Origin of the sequence: Candidatus Symbiopectobacterium sp. NZEC127, assembly GCF_025962675.1 — a bacterium.
Taxonomy (GTDB): Bacteria; Pseudomonadota; Gammaproteobacteria; order Enterobacterales; family Enterobacteriaceae; genus Symbiopectobacterium.
Map to the genome: position 1 here is coordinate 1,935,609 of NZ_JAGFPG010000001.1, position 16,735 is coordinate 1,952,343.

The 16,735-nt window shown below is 48.7% G+C and carries 16 protein-coding genes, 1 tRNA gene and 2 pseudogenes; 8 read left to right on the plus strand and 11 right to left on the minus strand.

Going from position 1 to position 16,735, the window contains the following annotated elements; genetic code table 11:
• Nucleotides 1-118 precede the first annotated feature (118 nt).
• Nucleotides 119-195: transfer RNA gene (locus J5069_RS08985), tRNA-Arg, on the plus strand.
• Between the two features lie 945 nt (nucleotides 196-1,140).
• Here J5069_RS08985 and J5069_RS08990 read toward each other — a convergent pair.
• From J5069_RS08990 to J5069_RS09000, 3 genes are all read right to left on the minus strand, one after another.
• On the minus strand, nucleotides 1,141-1,386 hold the full coding sequence (locus J5069_RS08990; RefSeq protein ID WP_264628260.1) for a helix-turn-helix domain-containing protein: 246 nt from the start codon (nucleotides 1,384-1,386) through the stop codon (nucleotides 1,141-1,143).
• A 259-nt stretch (nucleotides 1,387-1,645) separates the two neighbouring features.
• On the minus strand, nucleotides 1,646-1,948 hold the full coding sequence (locus tag J5069_RS08995; protein WP_264643486.1) for a type II toxin-antitoxin system RelE/ParE family toxin: 303 nt from the start codon (nucleotides 1,946-1,948) through the stop codon (nucleotides 1,646-1,648).
• Between the two features lie 3 nt (nucleotides 1,949-1,951).
• The gene (locus J5069_RS09000) at nucleotides 1,952-2,212 is read right to left on the minus strand and encodes a type II toxin-antitoxin system Phd/YefM family antitoxin (protein ID WP_264643778.1); all 261 of its coding nucleotides are present in this window, start codon (nucleotides 2,210-2,212) and stop codon (nucleotides 1,952-1,954) included.
• 247 nt (nucleotides 2,213-2,459) lie between these two features.
• On the opposite strand from J5069_RS09000, the gene J5069_RS09005 reads away from it, so the two are divergent.
• Nucleotides 2,460-3,365 carry an Rpn family recombination-promoting nuclease/putative transposase gene (locus tag J5069_RS09005; RefSeq protein ID WP_264643487.1) on the plus strand — a complete coding sequence of 302 codons (906 nt, stop codon included), beginning with the start codon at nucleotides 2,460-2,462 and terminating at the stop codon, nucleotides 3,363-3,365.
• Nucleotides 3,366-3,453: 88 nt separating this feature from the next.
• Here J5069_RS09005 and J5069_RS09010 read toward each other — a convergent pair.
• Nucleotides 3,454-3,636, minus strand: a pseudogene (locus tag J5069_RS09010) (integrase); the annotation flags it as partial.
• A gap of 567 nt (nucleotides 3,637-4,203) precedes the next feature.
• On the opposite strand from J5069_RS09010, the pseudogene J5069_RS09015 reads away from it, so the two are divergent.
• Nucleotides 4,204-4,798, plus strand: a pseudogene (locus J5069_RS09015) (MBL fold metallo-hydrolase).
• Between the two features lie 28 nt (nucleotides 4,799-4,826).
• On the opposite strand, the gene J5069_RS09020 reads toward J5069_RS09015, so the two are convergent.
• Genes J5069_RS09020 through J5069_RS09030 form a run of 3 tightly spaced genes read right to left on the minus strand, consistent with a single transcriptional unit; the run spans nucleotide 4,827 to nucleotide 8,004 of the window.
• Nucleotides 4,827-5,666 (minus strand): SDR family NAD(P)-dependent oxidoreductase, encoded by an 840-nt coding sequence (locus J5069_RS09020; RefSeq protein ID WP_264643488.1) that lies wholly within the window; start codon nucleotides 5,664-5,666, stop codon nucleotides 4,827-4,829.
• Nucleotides 5,667-5,668: 2 nt separating this feature from the next.
• Complete coding sequence (locus tag J5069_RS09025) at nucleotides 5,669-6,850, minus strand: MFS transporter (RefSeq protein WP_264643489.1); 1,182 nt, start codon at nucleotides 6,848-6,850, stop codon at nucleotides 5,669-5,671.
• Between the two features lie 20 nt (nucleotides 6,851-6,870).
• A complete protein-coding gene (locus J5069_RS09030; RefSeq protein ID WP_264643490.1) occupies nucleotides 6,871-8,004 on the minus strand; it encodes a metallophosphoesterase in 1,134 nt (377 codons plus the stop codon).
• A gap of 162 nt (nucleotides 8,005-8,166) precedes the next feature.
• Between J5069_RS09030 and J5069_RS09035 the strand changes: the two genes are divergently transcribed.
• The gene (locus J5069_RS09035) at nucleotides 8,167-9,102 is read left to right on the plus strand and encodes a LysR family transcriptional regulator (protein WP_264627611.1); all 936 of its coding nucleotides are present in this window, start codon (nucleotides 8,167-8,169) and stop codon (nucleotides 9,100-9,102) included.
• A gap of 18 nt (nucleotides 9,103-9,120) precedes the next feature.
• On the opposite strand, the gene J5069_RS09040 is transcribed toward J5069_RS09035, so the two are convergent.
• On the minus strand, nucleotides 9,121-9,612 hold the full coding sequence (locus tag J5069_RS09040; RefSeq protein WP_264627614.1) for a DUF2938 domain-containing protein: 492 nt from the start codon (nucleotides 9,610-9,612) through the stop codon (nucleotides 9,121-9,123).
• Nucleotides 9,613-9,691: 79 nt separating this feature from the next.
• Here J5069_RS09040 and J5069_RS09045 point away from each other — a divergent pair, with 79 nt between their 5' ends.
• The 3 genes from J5069_RS09045 to J5069_RS09055 all read left to right on the plus strand — a co-directional run bounded on the left by J5069_RS09045 (nucleotide 9,692) and on the right by J5069_RS09055 (nucleotide 12,751).
• A complete protein-coding gene (locus J5069_RS09045) occupies nucleotides 9,692-10,090 on the plus strand; it encodes a helix-turn-helix domain-containing protein (protein WP_264627610.1) in 399 nt (132 codons plus the stop codon).
• A 422-nt stretch (nucleotides 10,091-10,512) separates the two neighbouring features.
• Nucleotides 10,513-11,739 carry a VWA domain-containing protein gene (locus tag J5069_RS09050; RefSeq protein ID WP_264643491.1) on the plus strand — a complete coding sequence of 409 codons (1,227 nt, stop codon included), beginning with the start codon at nucleotides 10,513-10,515 and terminating at the stop codon, nucleotides 11,737-11,739.
• Between the two features lie 220 nt (nucleotides 11,740-11,959).
• Entirely contained in the window at nucleotides 11,960-12,751 is a 792-nt protein-coding gene (locus tag J5069_RS09055; RefSeq protein WP_264643492.1) for a hypothetical protein, read from the plus strand.
• 99 nt (nucleotides 12,752-12,850) lie between these two features.
• Here J5069_RS09055 and J5069_RS09060 read toward each other — a convergent pair whose 3' ends face one another.
• The 3 genes from J5069_RS09060 to J5069_RS09070 all read right to left on the minus strand — a co-directional run bounded on the left by J5069_RS09060 (nucleotide 12,851) and on the right by J5069_RS09070 (nucleotide 15,226).
• Nucleotides 12,851-13,078: a YdgH/BhsA/McbA-like domain containing protein gene (locus tag J5069_RS09060; protein ID WP_264643493.1), complete on the minus strand. Its 228-nt coding sequence runs from the start codon at nucleotides 13,076-13,078 to the stop codon at nucleotides 12,851-12,853.
• Between the two features lie 129 nt (nucleotides 13,079-13,207).
• Nucleotides 13,208-13,702 (minus strand): hypothetical protein, encoded by a 495-nt coding sequence (locus J5069_RS09065; protein ID WP_264643494.1) that lies wholly within the window; start codon nucleotides 13,700-13,702, stop codon nucleotides 13,208-13,210.
• A 75-nt stretch (nucleotides 13,703-13,777) separates the two neighbouring features.
• A complete protein-coding gene (locus J5069_RS09070; RefSeq protein ID WP_264643495.1) occupies nucleotides 13,778-15,226 on the minus strand; it encodes an alkaline phosphatase in 1,449 nt (482 codons plus the stop codon).
• A 710-nt stretch (nucleotides 15,227-15,936) separates the two neighbouring features.
• On the opposite strand from J5069_RS09070, the gene J5069_RS09075 reads away from it, so the two are divergent.
• Nucleotides 15,937-16,728: a 4Fe-4S binding protein gene (locus J5069_RS09075; protein ID WP_413542207.1), complete on the plus strand. Its 792-nt coding sequence runs from the start codon at nucleotides 15,937-15,939 to the stop codon at nucleotides 16,726-16,728.
• Nucleotides 16,729-16,735: the final 7 nt, after the last annotated feature.

Sequence of the window (16,735 nt, forward strand, 5' to 3'; positions counted from 1 at the left end):
GAACTGTACAGTGATTCACCGTACGGCAGAAAATCAGGCGCAATGCGTTGACTCACTGAGGCGTGTGGGTATAATCCAGCCCACTATGGTTATCCACCATAGTGACATCGCAATATATGCGCCCTTAGCTCAGTTGGATAGAGCAACGGCCTTCTAAGCCGTAGGTCACAGGTTCGAGCCCTGTAGGGCGTACCATTTCGAAGTAAACAGACGTCAAGCGACGTCTTTTTTTATTCCTAAAATTCAGTGAATTAGCTATAAACTCGCTGTTTTCAGTCAACCAGACTCTACCGACATCTACGTACATCAAGTAGGATTTATTGGTATAAGTGATGGTACAAGCCCGTTCAATGAATTCTTATACCAACAGCCAGCGTATGCCGACACCTCAATATGGAGATCTGCTATGCCACTCACCGATGTAAAAGTCAGAAGTGCCAAACCAGAAGACAAGGCTTATAAACTTACCGATGGTGAAGGGATGCATCTGATGGTGTAAGTATCCCGGTAAACCGAACCATGCACTTTTAGAGATTTTCGCTACATGTAATCTTCTACAGCAAGGCTCCTCAACCATAAACCTGTACTATATATCTCCCGTGTCCAAGCATATCGCAGGGAATGCGGTGAATATGGCCCTTTTAATCCAGCAAGCACAGTTTGCGATCGTCATCAATTCATCGTGCTTTTTAGGCTAGGTTTATCGAACAGTGCTCTTGGCAGGCGTATTACGCTGGCGATGCACTGTGCCAAAATCCTCAATCAAGCCACTAAGGCGCTGCGCTTGTTAGCTCCCTAGCGGATTTCTATGGCATAGAAATCCGCTAGGGAGCATAGAAGTCTATCGGTGACAGAATACGTTCTCTGGAGATATTGCTATCGGTTGTATTTTCATTAATGCACTCCTCCATACTGATGGAGTGATCTCGAAAAATAGACCATGAATTATCGAACTCAATGAAGAGGGGTCTCTTTTAATTTGTCACCATCGAGCTCTCTGTCGCTCGCCCAAACACATTGCCCCACTAACTCGCCCCACGGTATTGGGTGAGTTGGTGGAGCGAGGCATGGGGCAGAAGAAGGTGGCCGCGTTGCGACCATGCGCCGGAAGGTATACCTCCCGGCTTGAATGGCTGTCCTTTAATCTACTGCACTATCGCCATCTTTCCTACGTTGCCTGTTGAGATAGCGTGAAGGCCAGATCGCTTCAGGACGTGTATGCAAGGCTTCTGCAATTAATCGTTCTCCCTTAGGCCAATGGCGCAATAGCGTATTTCCCAAAGTAGATGATGCCAGCCCGGCCTGTCGGGAAACTGCTGCCAGTGTTGTGCCCTTCTTTTTTAAACCAGCGATGATATCTGCCGGATGCCAATCTTGTTGTGCCATCGAAAGCTCCTTAGGTTGATGCCCGGCCAGCGTCAGTGAAATTGCTTATCTGACTAAGGCGTAGTATTTAGGCACTTCCGTTGTAGCATTCGCTAAGCGGTATTTTCTTGAGAGTTACTAAAGAGGGAAAACCGGGGTATTACTGATAGCTGATGTAAAAATAGCATCTCTCCCGCGTCCCACCATCACTGGCTTATGGTGGGACGCGGGAGATAAAAGCGGGCTCAAAATCATCAAACGAAGCCGAGGGCAGGCGAATTTATAACCGCTGGCTTAGATGCTTTGCCGGAACCTGGCTCTGGTGCAATATCGCCAATATCAGGATATCTGAACCTTCAGCAATGTAGTAAATCATATGGCTAACATGTGGGAAGCTGTATATTTCTTCATCGAATTCTTCGGTGCGGTTTTGCCCCATAGTTGGCATTTCAGCTAAGCGAATTAGCACTGTTCTTAGGCGAGCCAGGTAGTCTTTTGATTGCTTGGAACCCCAGTTCTTTAGGGTGTAATCACGGATACTGATAAGATCGCGTTGCGCTTCGCCAGTTAACCGGTAACTCACGCTTTAATCCTTATATTGATCCATTAATTCATCGAAAAACGCGTCGCCATCAACGACATTTCCTGCATCGGCATCATTGCGAGCACGCTGAATTTTGGCCTTTAGCAGTTGCAGCTTCATCGCTTCCATATGCTCATAATCTTCAACGGAAACGACGACAGCAACGGGTTTGCCGTTGCGGCTGATCTGTACTGGTTCTCGCTGTGCTTTGAGCAACATATCACCAAACTGAGTTTTGGCCTCATTGGCTGTGAGAGTATGCATGACATCACCAAATCGCATGAATCGTTCGATTCGTTCATTGTAGCTTTTGTCTAATTATTAGTCACCCTCTTTTGTCCTATAAAAGGCCACCCAACCTATCCGTTGATAGGTCGCGGTGTTGAGCACTGCATTCCGGCGTTGTATCGGCAATTACAGGCGGTAAACTGAGCAGAAGTAGCCTCCTATTGAGGAACCCGATAGGTCAGGATAGCTACACTGCTGCGGATAACATCCAGAGTCCGCGCTAATGAAAAAAGCCAACAAAACCACCTTCCCGCACGATGCGACATTTAAGCAGTTTTTGACGCATCCGGTGTCCGCCCGAGATTTTATACAACTGCATTTACCTGAAAAGCTGTTGGCGCTTTGCGATCTCACCACCTTGAAGCTGGAGTCCGACTCGTTTGTTGAGGACGACTTAAGAGCGTTTTACAGTGATGTGCTTTACAGCCTACAGACCTGCGTAGGAGCAGGGTATGTTCATGTGCTGATTGAGCACCAGAGCAAGCCGGACAAGCAGATGGCATTCAGGCTGATGCGCTACGCGATTGCCGCGATGCAGCGGCACCTTGATGCGGGAAACAAGAAACTGCCTCTGGTGATCCCGATACTGTTTTATGTGGGCAAGCCGAGCCCTTGCCCGAACTCCACCAACTGGCTACAACTGTTCGACGATCCGGCTTTAGCCAGGCAGCTATACAGTGAAGATTTCCCGCTGGTTGCTGTGACGATCATACCCGATGAGGACATCATGCAGCATCGCAGTATGGCCGCGCTGACACTGATACAAAAGCACATTCGCGAACGGGATTTGTCTGACTTGATGGACCGACTGGTAACGATTATGCTGACGACTAACATGACCAGACAACAGGTCATATCGCTGATAAATTACATGGTACAGGCAGGCAACACATCAAATGCTGAAGCTTATGTAAGGCAACTGGCACAACGTGTGCCGCAACATGGAGATGAACTGATGACCATAGCGGAACAGTTGGAACAGAAAGGTATTGAAAAAGGTATCGAGAAGGGTGGGCGCGAAGCAACGTTGAAAATAGCCAAAGCCATGCTGCAAAAAGGAATGGATTTCGCCACTATCATGGAAATGACGGGGCTATCTAAAGAGGACTTGGCTAAATTCGGCCATTGATACGCATTCTACTGGCGCATCTTTTACCGCCCAGAGGCGGCCTCTGCACTATGTGCAAAGGCTAATCTCAACCCTGTTCATTCAAGCTTCATCGAACAAACACACAGTCGCCCTCTAAAAGACTCCCCCTATCTGCCGCCTTCACAAAATCAGCCCACCATTGCATCAAGGGGCGGAGTTGTTCCAGATAGTCGCTGCGGTTATAGGCGCGGCGCACCTCGTTTTTATCCACATGGGCCAGTGCAGCCTCAATCACGTCGGGTGGATTTCCACTAACGAATGGAAGATAGCCGTGAATTGGATTACCGAACATTTAAACGCCTTCGAACCACAAACTGATTCATCTGAGCTCAATTCCCAGAATCAGAAGACCTGGGATAGCTGGTTTGACGGTGAAGATATAACGCACGATTTCATTCCGGAACGAGAACAACCAGACGCACAAACCAGAGATGACAACTGACACTCATGTCTTATCGTCTCCCTACCCTGCAACACCTTAACGTCGACACAAAACGACATGTTGGTATAAATGTTGGTATAAAATTTATCGAACACGATTTATTCATTTAAATTCAATGTAATGAATAGCCAATTCGAATCCTGTAGGCCACCTAATAAAAACCAATCAAATGACTACGCTCGGATGTCCTAACGGGTGCTATAGCAATCATAACGGACATGACGCTTCCCATGAAACTAACAGAATTCAACGGAACAAGAATCTGCGTGCTTGCCGACGATATGAACAACAGCGAATCGATTGAAATCGCTTTAATAGTGAATTAATTTTCGCTTACCCTTGTGTTACCGTCACTCGCAACACATAAGAAAAAGAATGCCACTAAAAATCACGGTTCTTCTTGAAAATCGTCGAGGGAAAGATTCCCAATTAATAGCTAAAGCTGGATTAAGCCTGCTGATTCAAGACCAAGATACCACCGTGCTCTTCACCAAAAATAAAGAAACTGTCTCTTGATATTGATTATTCTCCCTACCGAATGCAATTCTCTCGTACTCCATTGGACATTAGCCAATCGATAATGTGGTCTGGAGAGATTCATATAAACAAACCGCATGCCTATGGCGTATTAGCAGGAACACCAGACTCGCCTGATTATATTCAGGATGAAGGTGTGCTGATTTATAAATCTTCGCGAGGATTAGTGATTGTAACGGGCTGCGGGCACCGGGGAATTGGTGGGATTGTAGAACACTGTAAAAATATTACTGGCATCAACCAGGTTTACGCGTTGATCGGTGGTTTTCATCTTCGATGCGCTTCGCCCTCTACATTGCTCAGCACGAAGAAACTGATTGCCGAACAGCGAATCGAGAAAGTCATGGGTTGTCACTGTACCGGATTATGGGGACGACTGTGGATACCAAACATGACATCGCCAATGACGGGCGATGTCATTTATCTAGACTGATTGAATAAAGCGCACGCGCTCTGGAGCCTCAGCGCTTTAGCCAGCGTTCAAAATCGTCTTTCCAGTCAGGATGCCAGCGAGACAGTGCCGGACGGTTCTCAAGCATGTCCTGACAGGCCCAGAGAATACGTTTTGCATCTGTCTCGCAGCTGACGGCGTTATCGGGGCAAATAATATAGAAATCACCGTGTTCAAACCGGGGAACAAAGTAGTCAATGACCTGTGCCGCCGTCCATGCTTCATCAGGCTTGATCCCTTTGCGTTCGTCCATGCCGGGGTCATTCATAGCTGTCCACGTGTAACCCGGAACCAGTAAATGCGCGGTTAACCTGCTCCCGGTATCCATCAGTAACTGGTGTGATAATTGCTCTGTCAGTACCTTCACGGCAGCTTTTGAGGCATTGTAGGCGGCAAACCCAGGTGGCGTGGTAATGCCTTCCTTTGACCCCAGATTCACCACCGCACCGCGCTCCTTCATCTTAAGCATCTCTGGAAGGAACAGATGCTGGGTGGCCACGATTGAGGTTAGGTTAACGGCCATCTGATGTCGCCACCGATCAGGCGAATCGCAGGCACCTGCGGCAACTTTGGCACCGGCATTATTGAAAAGCAGATTAACTTTTCCGTAGGTACTGTAAGCCGTTTTGTGCAGTTGTCTCAGGTCCTCCTCCCGGGTGACATCACCGATGACCAATGTAATTTCAGTGTCAAGTTCATCGGCCAGCACCTGAAGAGCTTCCCGATCGCGGTCGAACAGGCAAAGCTTCATGCCCTGATGTGCAAACTCGCGTGCCGCTGCTGCGCCAATCCCCCTTGCGGCTCCCGTAATCACGGCAACGTTTTCTGATTTAATGACTTTTTCATTCATGATTAACTCCGTCGTGTGATGTAGACAGAAAGGGACATCAGGATAAGCGCAAGAAGGGAAAAACCCGCACCAACCCAACCGGTAGAAATCCAACTTCCTCCAGAGGCGATAACCAAACCACCTGCGGCTGCGCCCAGGGCGTTTGAAATATTGAAAGCGCTGTGCGTCAGCGATGAGGCCAGTGTCTGGGCCTCACCGGCAATGTCCATCATATGCGACTGGAGCGCAGGCACGAGAGCAAACCCGCCCCCCAGCAAAAACAGCACCATGAGCGTCGGCAGTTGTAGGGAGCCCGTCAGAGAAAACAGAACCAGAAAAACCACATTCCATATAATGATGCCAAAGATCGATGGGATAAGCGCTCTGTCGGCTAGTCGCCCTCCGATAATATTACCGGCAACCATACCCGCCCCCCAGAGAATCAGGATCCAGGGTACGGCTGACAAAGAGAAGCCAGCCATTTCGGTCAGCGCGGGGGTGATAAAGCTGTATACTGCAAACATACCCGCAAAACTGACTGAAGCCACCGCAAACGTCATCAGTATCTGGGGGCTACGCAGCGCCCCAAGCTCTTTAACGGGAGATGCAGTACCATCAGCAGCAATGGAGGGAACGCACAGCGAAACGATTGCTGCCGTCAGCACCAGTCCCGCAAACACGCCCCAGAAAGACATTCTCCAGCCCAGAATCTGTCCAACCCAGGTAACCAGCGGAACGCCCGCCACGTTTGCCACCGCAAGCCCAAGCATCACATAGCCGATATAACGTGCCCTATGCTGTGGTGATACCATAGAAGCAGCAACCAGAGCCGACACGCCATACCATGCACCATGAGGCATTCCGGAGAGGAAGCGAGCAGTCAGCATGGAGGGAGCGTTCCACGCCATGGCACTAAATGCATATCCAACCATGGCAATCATCAGCAGAATGAGCAGAAGTATTTTGCGTGGCAGTCGCGCACCCAGTACAGCGATAGCTGGAGCACCGATCACCACACCAGCCGCATACGCGCTGATGTAGCCACCGGCTGCTGGAATCGAAACATCCGTGCCCTGAGCGAGATCGGGCAGAAGGCTCATCGGGGCAAACTCCCCGGTACCGATGCATAATCCTCCGGCACCGAGCGCAAGCATTGCGGGCAAAAGACCTAAGGGTGGGCGGATACGTCCATCTGCCCCTATCATGCTGTTTTCTGACACTGAGTCTAACTCCTGAGAACGTGATTTGTACTGTGCAGGGTGATGAGTGTTATTTCTGACTGCTTGCCAAGGCGAAAGGGAAATCCGTTCCAAATCCCTGTACCGTTACTCACGTACAGCGTCATCGCTCCCAGAGGGTACTGGCCTGATACAAACCCGTTGTTGGCGGATCCGATGAGTTTATCGAGTCCGGAAATCATGCCTCCGTGAGTGTGACCAGAAAGCTGGAGGCTAACGCCCATCTCTTCGTTTTGTCGGGCGTTTCCCGGACGATGATCAAGCAGAATGACCGTGTCATCAGGACGGCGTGCTGCCAGGGCATCATTCAGTTGGGGACCCTGCAACCCATATTTCGGAGCGACAGCATCAGTAACGCCAGCAAGGTAGATTGCAGCACTCCCCTGGGTAATACGGGTAGCGGAATTGTTCAGGAAGGTTAACCCGAGTTTTTCGAATGTTTTCACCCAGTCCGGGGCACAAAAATAGTACTCGTGGTTACCTGTCACAGCCCAAACCCCGTGTTTTGCGCGCAGGTCGCCCAGAGGTTCAATGTCCCCATAGCGGGACATCACCCAGCCGTCAACCATATCCCCAGTGAGAACGATAAGATCGGCGTTGAGGGCGTTGGTTCGGGTGACCACGTCCTGTACCCAGTTCCGAGGCAGAAGTCTGCTGGAATGGAGGTCGGCGAGTTGAACTATCGAGAATCCTTCAAACTGAGGAGGCAGCCCCTTAAGCGTTATCCGGACGTGATTGACCTGCGGGGCCCTGATGCCCTGCCAAACAGCGACTGATGACAAAATGACGGCCACGGCCAGCAACAGCCCCCGTAATCCAGACTGGTGTGTGAGAGGCTGACCGAAAAGTATCCTTAAAATAAGGTAGAGTGCGTCACGGAGCAGGAGAAGCCCAGCCAGAAAAACGGCCACACCAAAGAGCCATCCCACCAGGATCATCAGCGGCCGAGACAACTCAGGAGAAAACATATTTCCAGTCAGAAGCCGAGTAAACCAATGGAACTCACACACTGCCGCAATCAATAAACCAATGATGATTTTCAGGACAAGTGAAATGGTTAGCGGCCTGACAAATCTGAAAAGCAGGTATAACGCAGGAAGCAGAGTCCAGATATGGAACACGTGAATCTCTCCAGGAGGTCTGATGAAAAAGCATCCCCCTGAGAAGATCGCTGGTGGGTTGCATCTCTATGTTGAATCCATCTAAACTTAACATTCCTTAAAGGCGATTTTGTGTCATTAAATTTAATGACACGTTGAAATCAACTCAACGGTCCATTATCTATGCCAGCCAAAACTCCCACCACGCTTACCCGCAGCGACCTTGCCGACCTCAATGCCTTTTTAATCACAGAAAGAATGCGCAGTTTTACCAAAGCAGCGGTTGAACTGGGGATTACTACTTCGGCCCTCAGCCATTCCATACGCAATCTGGAGACCCGCCTTGGCGTCCGGCTGCTTAACCGAACCAGCCGGACCGTTTCACCGACCGAAGCCGGGACCACTCTGGCACTGCGGCTTACCACTGGGTTCAGGGAAATTGGCGACGCCCTGGAAGAGATAAACCTTATGCGAGATCGCCCTGTAGGTCGGCTGCGACTTAACGTGCTGAGCGATGGTGCCCGTTTGGTTATTGCCCGACATCTTCCGCGCTTTATCAGCAAATATCCTGATGTTGAAGTCGAAATCAGCGTGGACGATCGCATGGTGGATATCGTGTCCGAGGGCTTTGATGCCGGGATACGTTTCGGTGGCACAGTACCTGAAGACCTGGTTGCCGTTCGTCTTGGCGGCGAACTTACATGGGTGGCGGTGGCTTCTCCACGGTATCTTTACCAGCACACTCCCCCTTCCATACCGGAGGATTTGCGACTTCATGACTGCATCCAGATGCGCACTGGGCAGGGGATTATCTACAGGTGGGAGTTCCGCCGGAAAGAGGATTATCGCGTGGTGGATGTAACAGGGCCTGTTTGTGTCAGCGAAACGGCGCTGGCTATCGAGCTGGCCCTGTCGGGAGTCGGTATTGCCTACTGTTTGAAAGACAGAGTGCGTGATTATATCCGCGATGGCAGTCTCAGGGTCGTCCTACCAGAATGGTCCCCCATCGAACCGCCGATGTATCTCTATTATCCGGGGCACCGACGACTGCCACAGGGTTTGAAAGAACTGATTGAGGTACTGCACGAAGAAATCACACACACAGACAGAAAAGGCTAACGGAACAGCAGACCACGGTTAAGGCCATGAGAATACGGTCAGAACAGTGGCCATGCCATAAAGTCCGATTCCATATACCAGATGCGTCACAAGGCTTAACAAGCGCGCCAACCACGGGCGGGAGGTGCGGGACGCCGCGATGCCAAAGCCAAACGCGGGCTGCAGCATCATGAACGGAGCCGGTAACGTTAACACACCGACCAGCAGACCCGTTAACAGACAAGGTTCATGAAACCAGCCTCCTCCGGCCAACATAAACGGTATAGACGCAAAAAGTATTCCGGTCAGGTAATGAAATGCCCAGCCAGTAAAAATCTCTCCTTGCATTCGGGACGTCGAGACGATTGTGTGATGCCAGAATTTTCCTCTGGGGAGCCATAAAATCCAGCGACCAACCAGCGCATAATTCAGTGGCGGAACGTTCAGTAGGTGTTTCTGACACCATGACCATAAATCCATGACCAACGTTGCGCCGATACCTGTTATGACCGTTTGAAGAACAAGAATCATATCCAATGTCTGCTTCCTTTTTTGATGACATACTAAACTGGGAACCAGTGTGCAACTTAAAGTAAGGTTCAAGTCAACAATGAAAGAACTGGATATCCGAGAGATTGCTAACCTTTCTGGCGTTACCCCCTCAGCGTTGCGGTTTTACGAAAAGAAAGGATTAATCACACCTGTTGGCCGCAATGGCCTGAGGAGGCAGTACCATGAAAACGTGCTGAATAAACTGCAACTGATTGGGTTAGGACAGGCCGCTGGGTTTTCTCTGGATGAAATGGCTACGATGTTCAATACGGAGGGTAAGGTTGCTATCGACCGCGAGTTGCTCCACCAGCGCGCTAAGGAGATAGACAACACCATTCGCAGGTTGCAACTGTTAAGTCGGGGGCTAAAGCATGCTGCCCGCTGTACAGAGCCGGAGCATACTCAGTGTGAAGAATTCAAGAAAATTGTCTCGAGAGGGCTTCGACTTCTCAGGTAAATATTTCTTAGCGGACAACCGATACGCTCCCCATCGAAAACGGTTAAGCAGAATGGAACGTGCCTGATGTCTAAAATGGCACTCCTCCTCAAGCATAAATTAACTGTGTCGCTCTGGTTTTACTTCCTTATTTATCCGCACCGTAGCACCCCGCAATTAAAACAGGAAAGCTAATGATATAAACATCTAAATAAATGAATTGATATACACACAACAAAACACCGAGGGACACATCGCCATATAAAAAACTCATTTACAGCGCATCTCGCAAAAAAAGAAAAAACAATATATTTTTAGTGACTTTATATTGCCAATATCTATTTTAAATAGCATGTATAACCGAGATAAGCGCCATACCTGCGTGCGCTCCTCTGCGCTTAAGCAAACGCTTAGCGAGTGATAGACAAAAGGAGATTGGCATCATGTCGTTACAAACAGGTCAAAACCAGATCCTTACAACCTCGCAGTTGACACTGAGAATAAAATACACCACTCCATCTGGCTTTCATGGACAGGTAGATAACACTGTATTTCTGATCAATAAGTACACCATGATCAACATGGATGAGGACATGGTATTTTTAAATCAACCTAACCTGCCCGATCACAATATAGCTCCAGAGGGTATTCCACATGAAAGCACTATCTCATTGGATCTCAGCAAAATTGACGCAGACGTCAGTAAAATTTCAATAATTATCGCTATCGACGGTGATGACGGTGAAGACATTTCTGCACTTAGTAGTCTGATGCTGATCGCGGAGAATATTGCTCAATTCAGCCCAGAGATTCAGCACTGTCACGAGCAGCTGATGGTACTTGCAGAGATTTATCGCCACGAGGGAGGGTGGAAACTGCATGCCGCGGGGCGGGCGCTCAGCAATGGGATTGAATCGCTGTTACAGAACGAGGAGATGCCCACGCAACCACCGGCTGTCATCAGTCTGGAGAATAGGCTGAGGGTAACAGCACCACGGTTGGTCCGCATAGCAAAAACGGTCATAGCCTGTCTGAGAAAGTGTGAACTGGAAACACTGAAAGCAAAAGTGGCCTTTGTGTTAGATGCCTCCGGCTCGATGAGTAGACAGTTTAGTCGTGGTTACGTACAGGCTGTACTGGACCGCATTGCGATACTGTCAGTCGAGTTCGACAATGATGGCTCAATGGATGTGTGGGCTTTTGGTCAACAACATGCAAAGTACCCGAATGTAACGCTCGAAAACCTTGACGACTACATCACCACGATACAACAGCAGGGAGAAAGAGTCGGAAGGGAGATCTTGCCGGGATTAGGAGGTAGGAATAATGAGCCGCCGGTAATGGAAGAGCTCATTGACACGTTCTATAACAGTAAATTACCCGTATATGTCGTCTTTATCACTGACGGTGGCATCAATAAAACCCGAGAGATCAAAGATGCGATCCGCCGCTCCGCCAACTACCCTATTTTCTGGAAGTTCGTCGGCCTCGGCGGCTGTAATTATGGCCTGCTGGAAGTTCTGGATACGTTTACCGACAGGCGACTTGATAACTCCCATTTCTTCGCCATCGACGACTTTGCCACGATGTCAGATGAGTGTTTGTTCGATCTTTTGCTGGAAGGGTTTAAACCCTGGCTAGATAAGGCAAAGGAGGCACAAATCCTTTAATCCTCCGCGCGCCATGGGACATTGATGCCAATCACGGCGATGAAATATTTTTATGAATAATATGCTATCGAATAATTCATCACCCATATCATCCTAAAGATTTGTGAGAAATAACCGTTAGTATTAAGAAGATAGAAATGATACGTCTCTCACATTCAAGCATATTTTCAGGACAGCGTTGTCAGATGCTCTGGCATCCTGATACTCAGGAGAACAAGGAATGATCGATAGCATAGCGACCTCTGGATTGCATAGCGTGACCTATTCAGGACAAAATAGCCGTACGGTAAACAGCCAACCTGAACAACAGAATATCGAGGATCGTCATTCGGTATCTGCTGGGGAAAAAAGCGATCTTCAGACGGTGCATATCAGCCAAGAGGCCCTTACTAAATTTCAGGCGTATGCGGAACAACAAAAGGCGGATGGTGCGGCATCCACCTGGCAAAGAACGGCTGAAGGTGCAGCCGTTGCTCAACAGGGCCCGGTTAGTGAAGCAGAGCAAACCGCACGGGAAGCGCTTATAGCCGCTAGCCATGAAGAAATGCGAGTCGAACACGCCAAAATGTCGTATCAGGTGTGGGGAAATCTTTCAGCGGTAACTGACGAGATTGATCAGACTTATTCCTCTTTCCTGGACCAACTTGCCGAAGACAACCCCGATTTAAAGGACGCGTATTTTGGATTTAGTGTTAATAAAGATGGAACACTATTTGTGACGCAGGCAGAAGGGTTGAATAAAGAACAAATTGAGCGGTTGAATAAGGCATTGAATGACGATGATGGATTAGTCAAATTGGCTAATGATCTAGCCAACGCACAAATTGCGGTATTCGACTTCGAGCGCGGATTCAACACGCAAAAGACATTTAATCGAGATAACTACGGTCAAACCATTGATATGGGTATTGATTTACTCACCAGGTATCTCGCGCGCTCCGCCCCTCATGATGAGTCTGCGTCAGACATCCATCAACGGAATTGGGATAGCAACTGGCTAAACCAATTGTAATACCGCTGCTGCCTAAGCAAGCGATAACGAAATGGCCTTAGAAACAAAAAGGGGGGGCTTTCGCTCCCCTTTCAGGCTGTTCCATCAACGATGATGAAATCATTTATACAGGATTGCTGTGCCACGCAGTTGATCGCCACCAGCAGCAGAGACAATCTTGTAAGACGTTGCGCCCGCGGCTTCAGCCTTGGCAGCCACTTGCGCTTCGAATGCGCTCAAGGTTTCTGCACCACTGACCTGAACGGTACCCACTTCTTGGGCAGCAAAGCTACCGAAAGAAACCAGGCCGAGAGCAACAACTGCGGCAAATTTTTTGATGGTATTCATGAGAGTAATCCTTCTGTTTGATGTTTGATTAAAAGGCTGTTTGCCTTCGATGTGATAAATCATAGCGCCATCATTCAGAAGTGAATATCAGATAAAATTGCCATAATTATTCAAATACATTGATTGATTTTACTCTCCTCTGTCGGTAATCGAAATGCCTGATATCAGTGCCAATCCGGGGATATGCAGTTCAACCTGAGTGATTGATGTTGGCGGCGCAACGAACCTTCCGCGCCAGGCACCCACGCGAGGATTTTTATTGCGGTCGTAGCTGAAATTCAATCTCAACGAGGTGGGGAGCTGCGCTTTTCCCGTATCACTCAGCGTAAAATGCTGTCCCTGTGCCTCGATATAAAAGGATGAATTCATTATGTCAGGCGTCATATTCTCATAGATGGTTTCGCCACCAAACGTATCTGCCGTGGTCTCAAACCGCAATTCGATCAGCAACTCTCCATTTTGGCGCACAGCACGCATCACCTGCGCCTGCGCATTGGTGCTTGGCGTCGCTACCGTCGGGTGGTCAGCCGCCAGCACCGCCGAGGTGCTCAGCAGCAGCAGACAAAGCCCTGCCACACTGTGCCGCCGAGCATCACGCCAATGCGCGTTTATCCATTTCTTCATCACGGCCAAATTCCTGTGTTCTGTCATAAAAATAACGCTGCGTACGGTTCGTGGTACACAGCGCAAGCAAGTGGTTTACTGGGGGTCTGCTGCGGTAATGCCAAAGGCATTCAGTGAGGCACGGAAAATATCCGTGTTATCAACAAACCGTTGGCTCTCTTCCGGCACATTGTAGGTTGCCAGCCCCTTGTTGGGTTTCGCCACTGAGCGCAAGAAATCCGCGCCGGCACCTTTAGCATAAACGGGGACCAGTTCACGCGTGTGGGTATCAGTGTGCCAGCGCACCAGCGGCAGCGCCCCGGCGCCCTGATTGACAATGTCGGAGAACGCGTCGTTATTTGAATCTGGTCCCTGCAATAACCCATTGCCGTGATCGGTGGTAACAATCACCAGCGTGTCATCCCAGGAGCTGTTCTTTTCTACCCAGGCTACCGCCGCTTCAACCGCGTGGTTGAAATCGATCTGCTCTTCAATCAAACGCGGCAGGTTATTGGCATGCGCAGCCCAATCCACTGCCCCACCTTCCACCATCAACATAAAGCCGTTGGGATTCTTGGCTATCAGGTTTAGCGCACCACGGGTCATGGTCGCTAAATCAGGCTGATTATCCAGCAACTCGCCAGCAGCAACGCCCACACGATTAAACTGCAACGTCGCATGGTTTTGCACCGTACCCACCAGCTTGGTTTTGTTAGCCATATTCAGTTTGCCATCCGCCAATGCGACAAAATCTGCTTTGGTTTCAATGTGCTTATAGTCGGTTTTGCCCGCCACCAAACGATCCCACACCGCTTTGCCGCCGACATAGCGGTAGGCCTTATCATCCTTCGGCGTCGTCGGTTTGCCGTTTTCGTCATAGGCAGGATGGCCGGAACCCATCACCACCGTTGCCAGCCCAGATTCCACGATCTCTTTGCCAATAGCGGCGTATTCGTTACGGCTAACGTTATGCGCAAGGAAACCCGCTGGCGTCGCATGGCTCCACTGCACAGAGGTGATCACCCCCAACGCTTTGCCGTTTTCTACGGCATATTCACCAATGTGCTTGAGCTTTTTGTCATCGTTGGACCAGTTAATGGCGTTGTTGTAGGTCTTGTGGCCGGAGGCCAGTGCGGTTGCTGCCGCAGCGCTGTCGGTAAAATCCGCGCGCAGGTATTCATAACCGGCAAAGTAGCCCGGATATTTACCCAAGCTGCCCTGAAAGGTGCTGTCTACTTTGTCTTTGTTCCAAATTTTATCGGCATCAAACGTAACAGACTTATCCATCGTGCGGGTTGGCACGTTAGAGGTGTTAAGCGGATAGGTGGAAGCAAACAGTTTGATATCAAAGTCATCATAGACTTCGTGCCCCAACGCACCGTGCCGATAATAGCTTGCAGCATGCCAGGTGTTGATCCCCGCGCCATCGCTGATAAGCAGAATCACATTTTTCGCTTTTGCGGGTGCCGAGCCCTGCGCAATCGCCCAGGGCGAGAGCACAGCGCTAATAGAAAGAACCAATAATGCGGTGGAGAGCTTTCGCATGGAGAAATTCCTTGTGTAATGATATAACGTAACAATTGGAAACTCTCCGACACATTACCTGCACTTTATGACATTTTCTTGACGCGCATAACGATAGTTTGCGTTGACATTGAAATTTCATCCCTTAATTCGAGCCAGGTGGAAAAATGGCTGATACAAAAACAATTATCATTTGATAAATAAATTGTGTAGATTAAGCACATCGTTATAAATATAATTACATAACGATGTGCTGTATTTCAACCCACGCTATTTATGATCATCATCAATATTCGTTAAAATAATCTCGTCTGAAATTCCGTGTCCGCCCCTCCCTTCAATCAGATAAATCACCGCCACAAGGGAGAAAAACGAGATATATAGAAAATACTAATAATGGCATATCGAAAAAATCCATTATCCTTATACAGTATATGGATATAGTATTTTTTTAACTTAAATAACAGCGTTGATAGATTTTAACAAACAAACAACAGATAAATAAAAAACAGCCAAAGACACATACAAAAAAAATAAAACCATGCTTTTTTTTACTAAATTTTTTTCATATTTTCCTTATAAGCCAGCACGAGGTGAATGTTATTAATACTTCGTTCAATGATGACATTGTCGTAACGTCTGATTGTATCCGAAATAAAAGCCGGAGAGTCGAATGTCGGCTATGCACAGAGGCATGTTCATCTGCGGCTCTGTTTATCACCCACGCTGGTGTGGTCAACATTATTCCTGATGCCTGCTCAGGCTGCGGCGGATGCATAGCAGCGTGTCCAGTAATGGCGATAACAGGCTCATTTCCCGAACGTCAAACTGTTGATGACCATTTATATTTGGATGCGATTACCGCCCCGTCGGTGAAAGAACTTTTACTCTATTATCGTGCAGGGTACCGTACGTTGGTTGTAGATGATAATCATTTCTCATGGTGTGATGTCGTCGACCGCACAAATAACCTGTTACGCGCATGTCACCAAGAACCCTTCTCACTGAATCATTACCGGCATGATGATAATCATGCCAGCGCAGAACCAGTAGACGCAGTTATCGCGCGGCGTCGTTTTCTACGTATTGGTACGGTTCAGCGGTATTTACGAAAAAAGAGAGCGCCAACAAACCGATTAATCAGCGATATTTTCCCTGACTATCAACTGTTCAGTATCAATATCAATAAAGATACCTGTTCATTATGCAGTAGCTGCTTGAAATTATGTCCAACGGGCGTTTTCCATTATCAAAACAAGCAATTGGTTATTGAATCAGGCAAGTGCGTTGGGTGCCAACTCTGTCAGGCAAGCTGCCCGGAATCCGCTATTGAGATGAGAGAAGAAATAACAAAAAAAACACAGACGCATTATTCCTTTAACGCTGCATGTTGTCCTCGCTGTCAACAACCGTTCCCATCGTTGAATCCAGGTGAGCACCTGTGCCCGGCCTGTTCCATGCAAGAAAAGCTCCGTTTCACTGGGGATCGTATCGGCATGAAAAGCCTGAATTTCTCTGCGTAACGGAGGA

Bases quoted from the DNA above. Each gene is read 5' to 3' on its own strand.
- J5069_RS08990 (WP_264628260.1), bottom strand. From the start codon at position 1,386: ATGGCACAACAAGATTGGCATCCGGCAGATATCATCGCTGGTTTAAAA.
- J5069_RS09000 (WP_264643778.1), bottom strand. From the start codon at position 2,212: ATGCATACTCTCACAGCCAATGAGGCCAAAACTCAGTTTGGTGATATG.
- J5069_RS09005 (WP_264643487.1), top strand. From the start codon at position 2,460: ATGAAAAAAGCCAACAAAACCACCTTCCCGCACGATGCGACATTTAAG.
- J5069_RS09020 (WP_264643488.1), bottom strand. From the start codon at position 5,666: ATGAATGAAAAAGTCATTAAATCAGAAAACGTTGCCGTGATTACGGGA.
- J5069_RS09025 (WP_264643489.1), bottom strand. From the start codon at position 6,850: ATGATAGGGGCAGATGGACGTATCCGCCCACCCTTAGGTCTTTTGCCC.
- J5069_RS09035 (WP_264627611.1), top strand. From the start codon at position 8,167: ATGCCAGCCAAAACTCCCACCACGCTTACCCGCAGCGACCTTGCCGAC.
- J5069_RS09040 (WP_264627614.1), bottom strand. From the start codon at position 9,612: ATGATTCTTGTTCTTCAAACGGTCATAACAGGTATCGGCGCAACGTTG.
- J5069_RS09045 (WP_264627610.1), top strand. From the start codon at position 9,692: ATGAAAGAACTGGATATCCGAGAGATTGCTAACCTTTCTGGCGTTACC.
- J5069_RS09050 (WP_264643491.1), top strand. From the start codon at position 10,513: ATGTCGTTACAAACAGGTCAAAACCAGATCCTTACAACCTCGCAGTTG.
- J5069_RS09055 (WP_264643492.1), top strand. From the start codon at position 11,960: ATGATCGATAGCATAGCGACCTCTGGATTGCATAGCGTGACCTATTCA.
- J5069_RS09060 (WP_264643493.1), bottom strand. From the start codon at position 13,078: ATGAATACCATCAAAAAATTTGCCGCAGTTGTTGCTCTCGGCCTGGTT.
- J5069_RS09065 (WP_264643494.1), bottom strand. From the start codon at position 13,702: ATGAAGAAATGGATAAACGCGCATTGGCGTGATGCTCGGCGGCACAGT.
- J5069_RS09070 (WP_264643495.1), bottom strand. From the start codon at position 15,226: ATGCGAAAGCTCTCCACCGCATTATTGGTTCTTTCTATTAGCGCTGTG.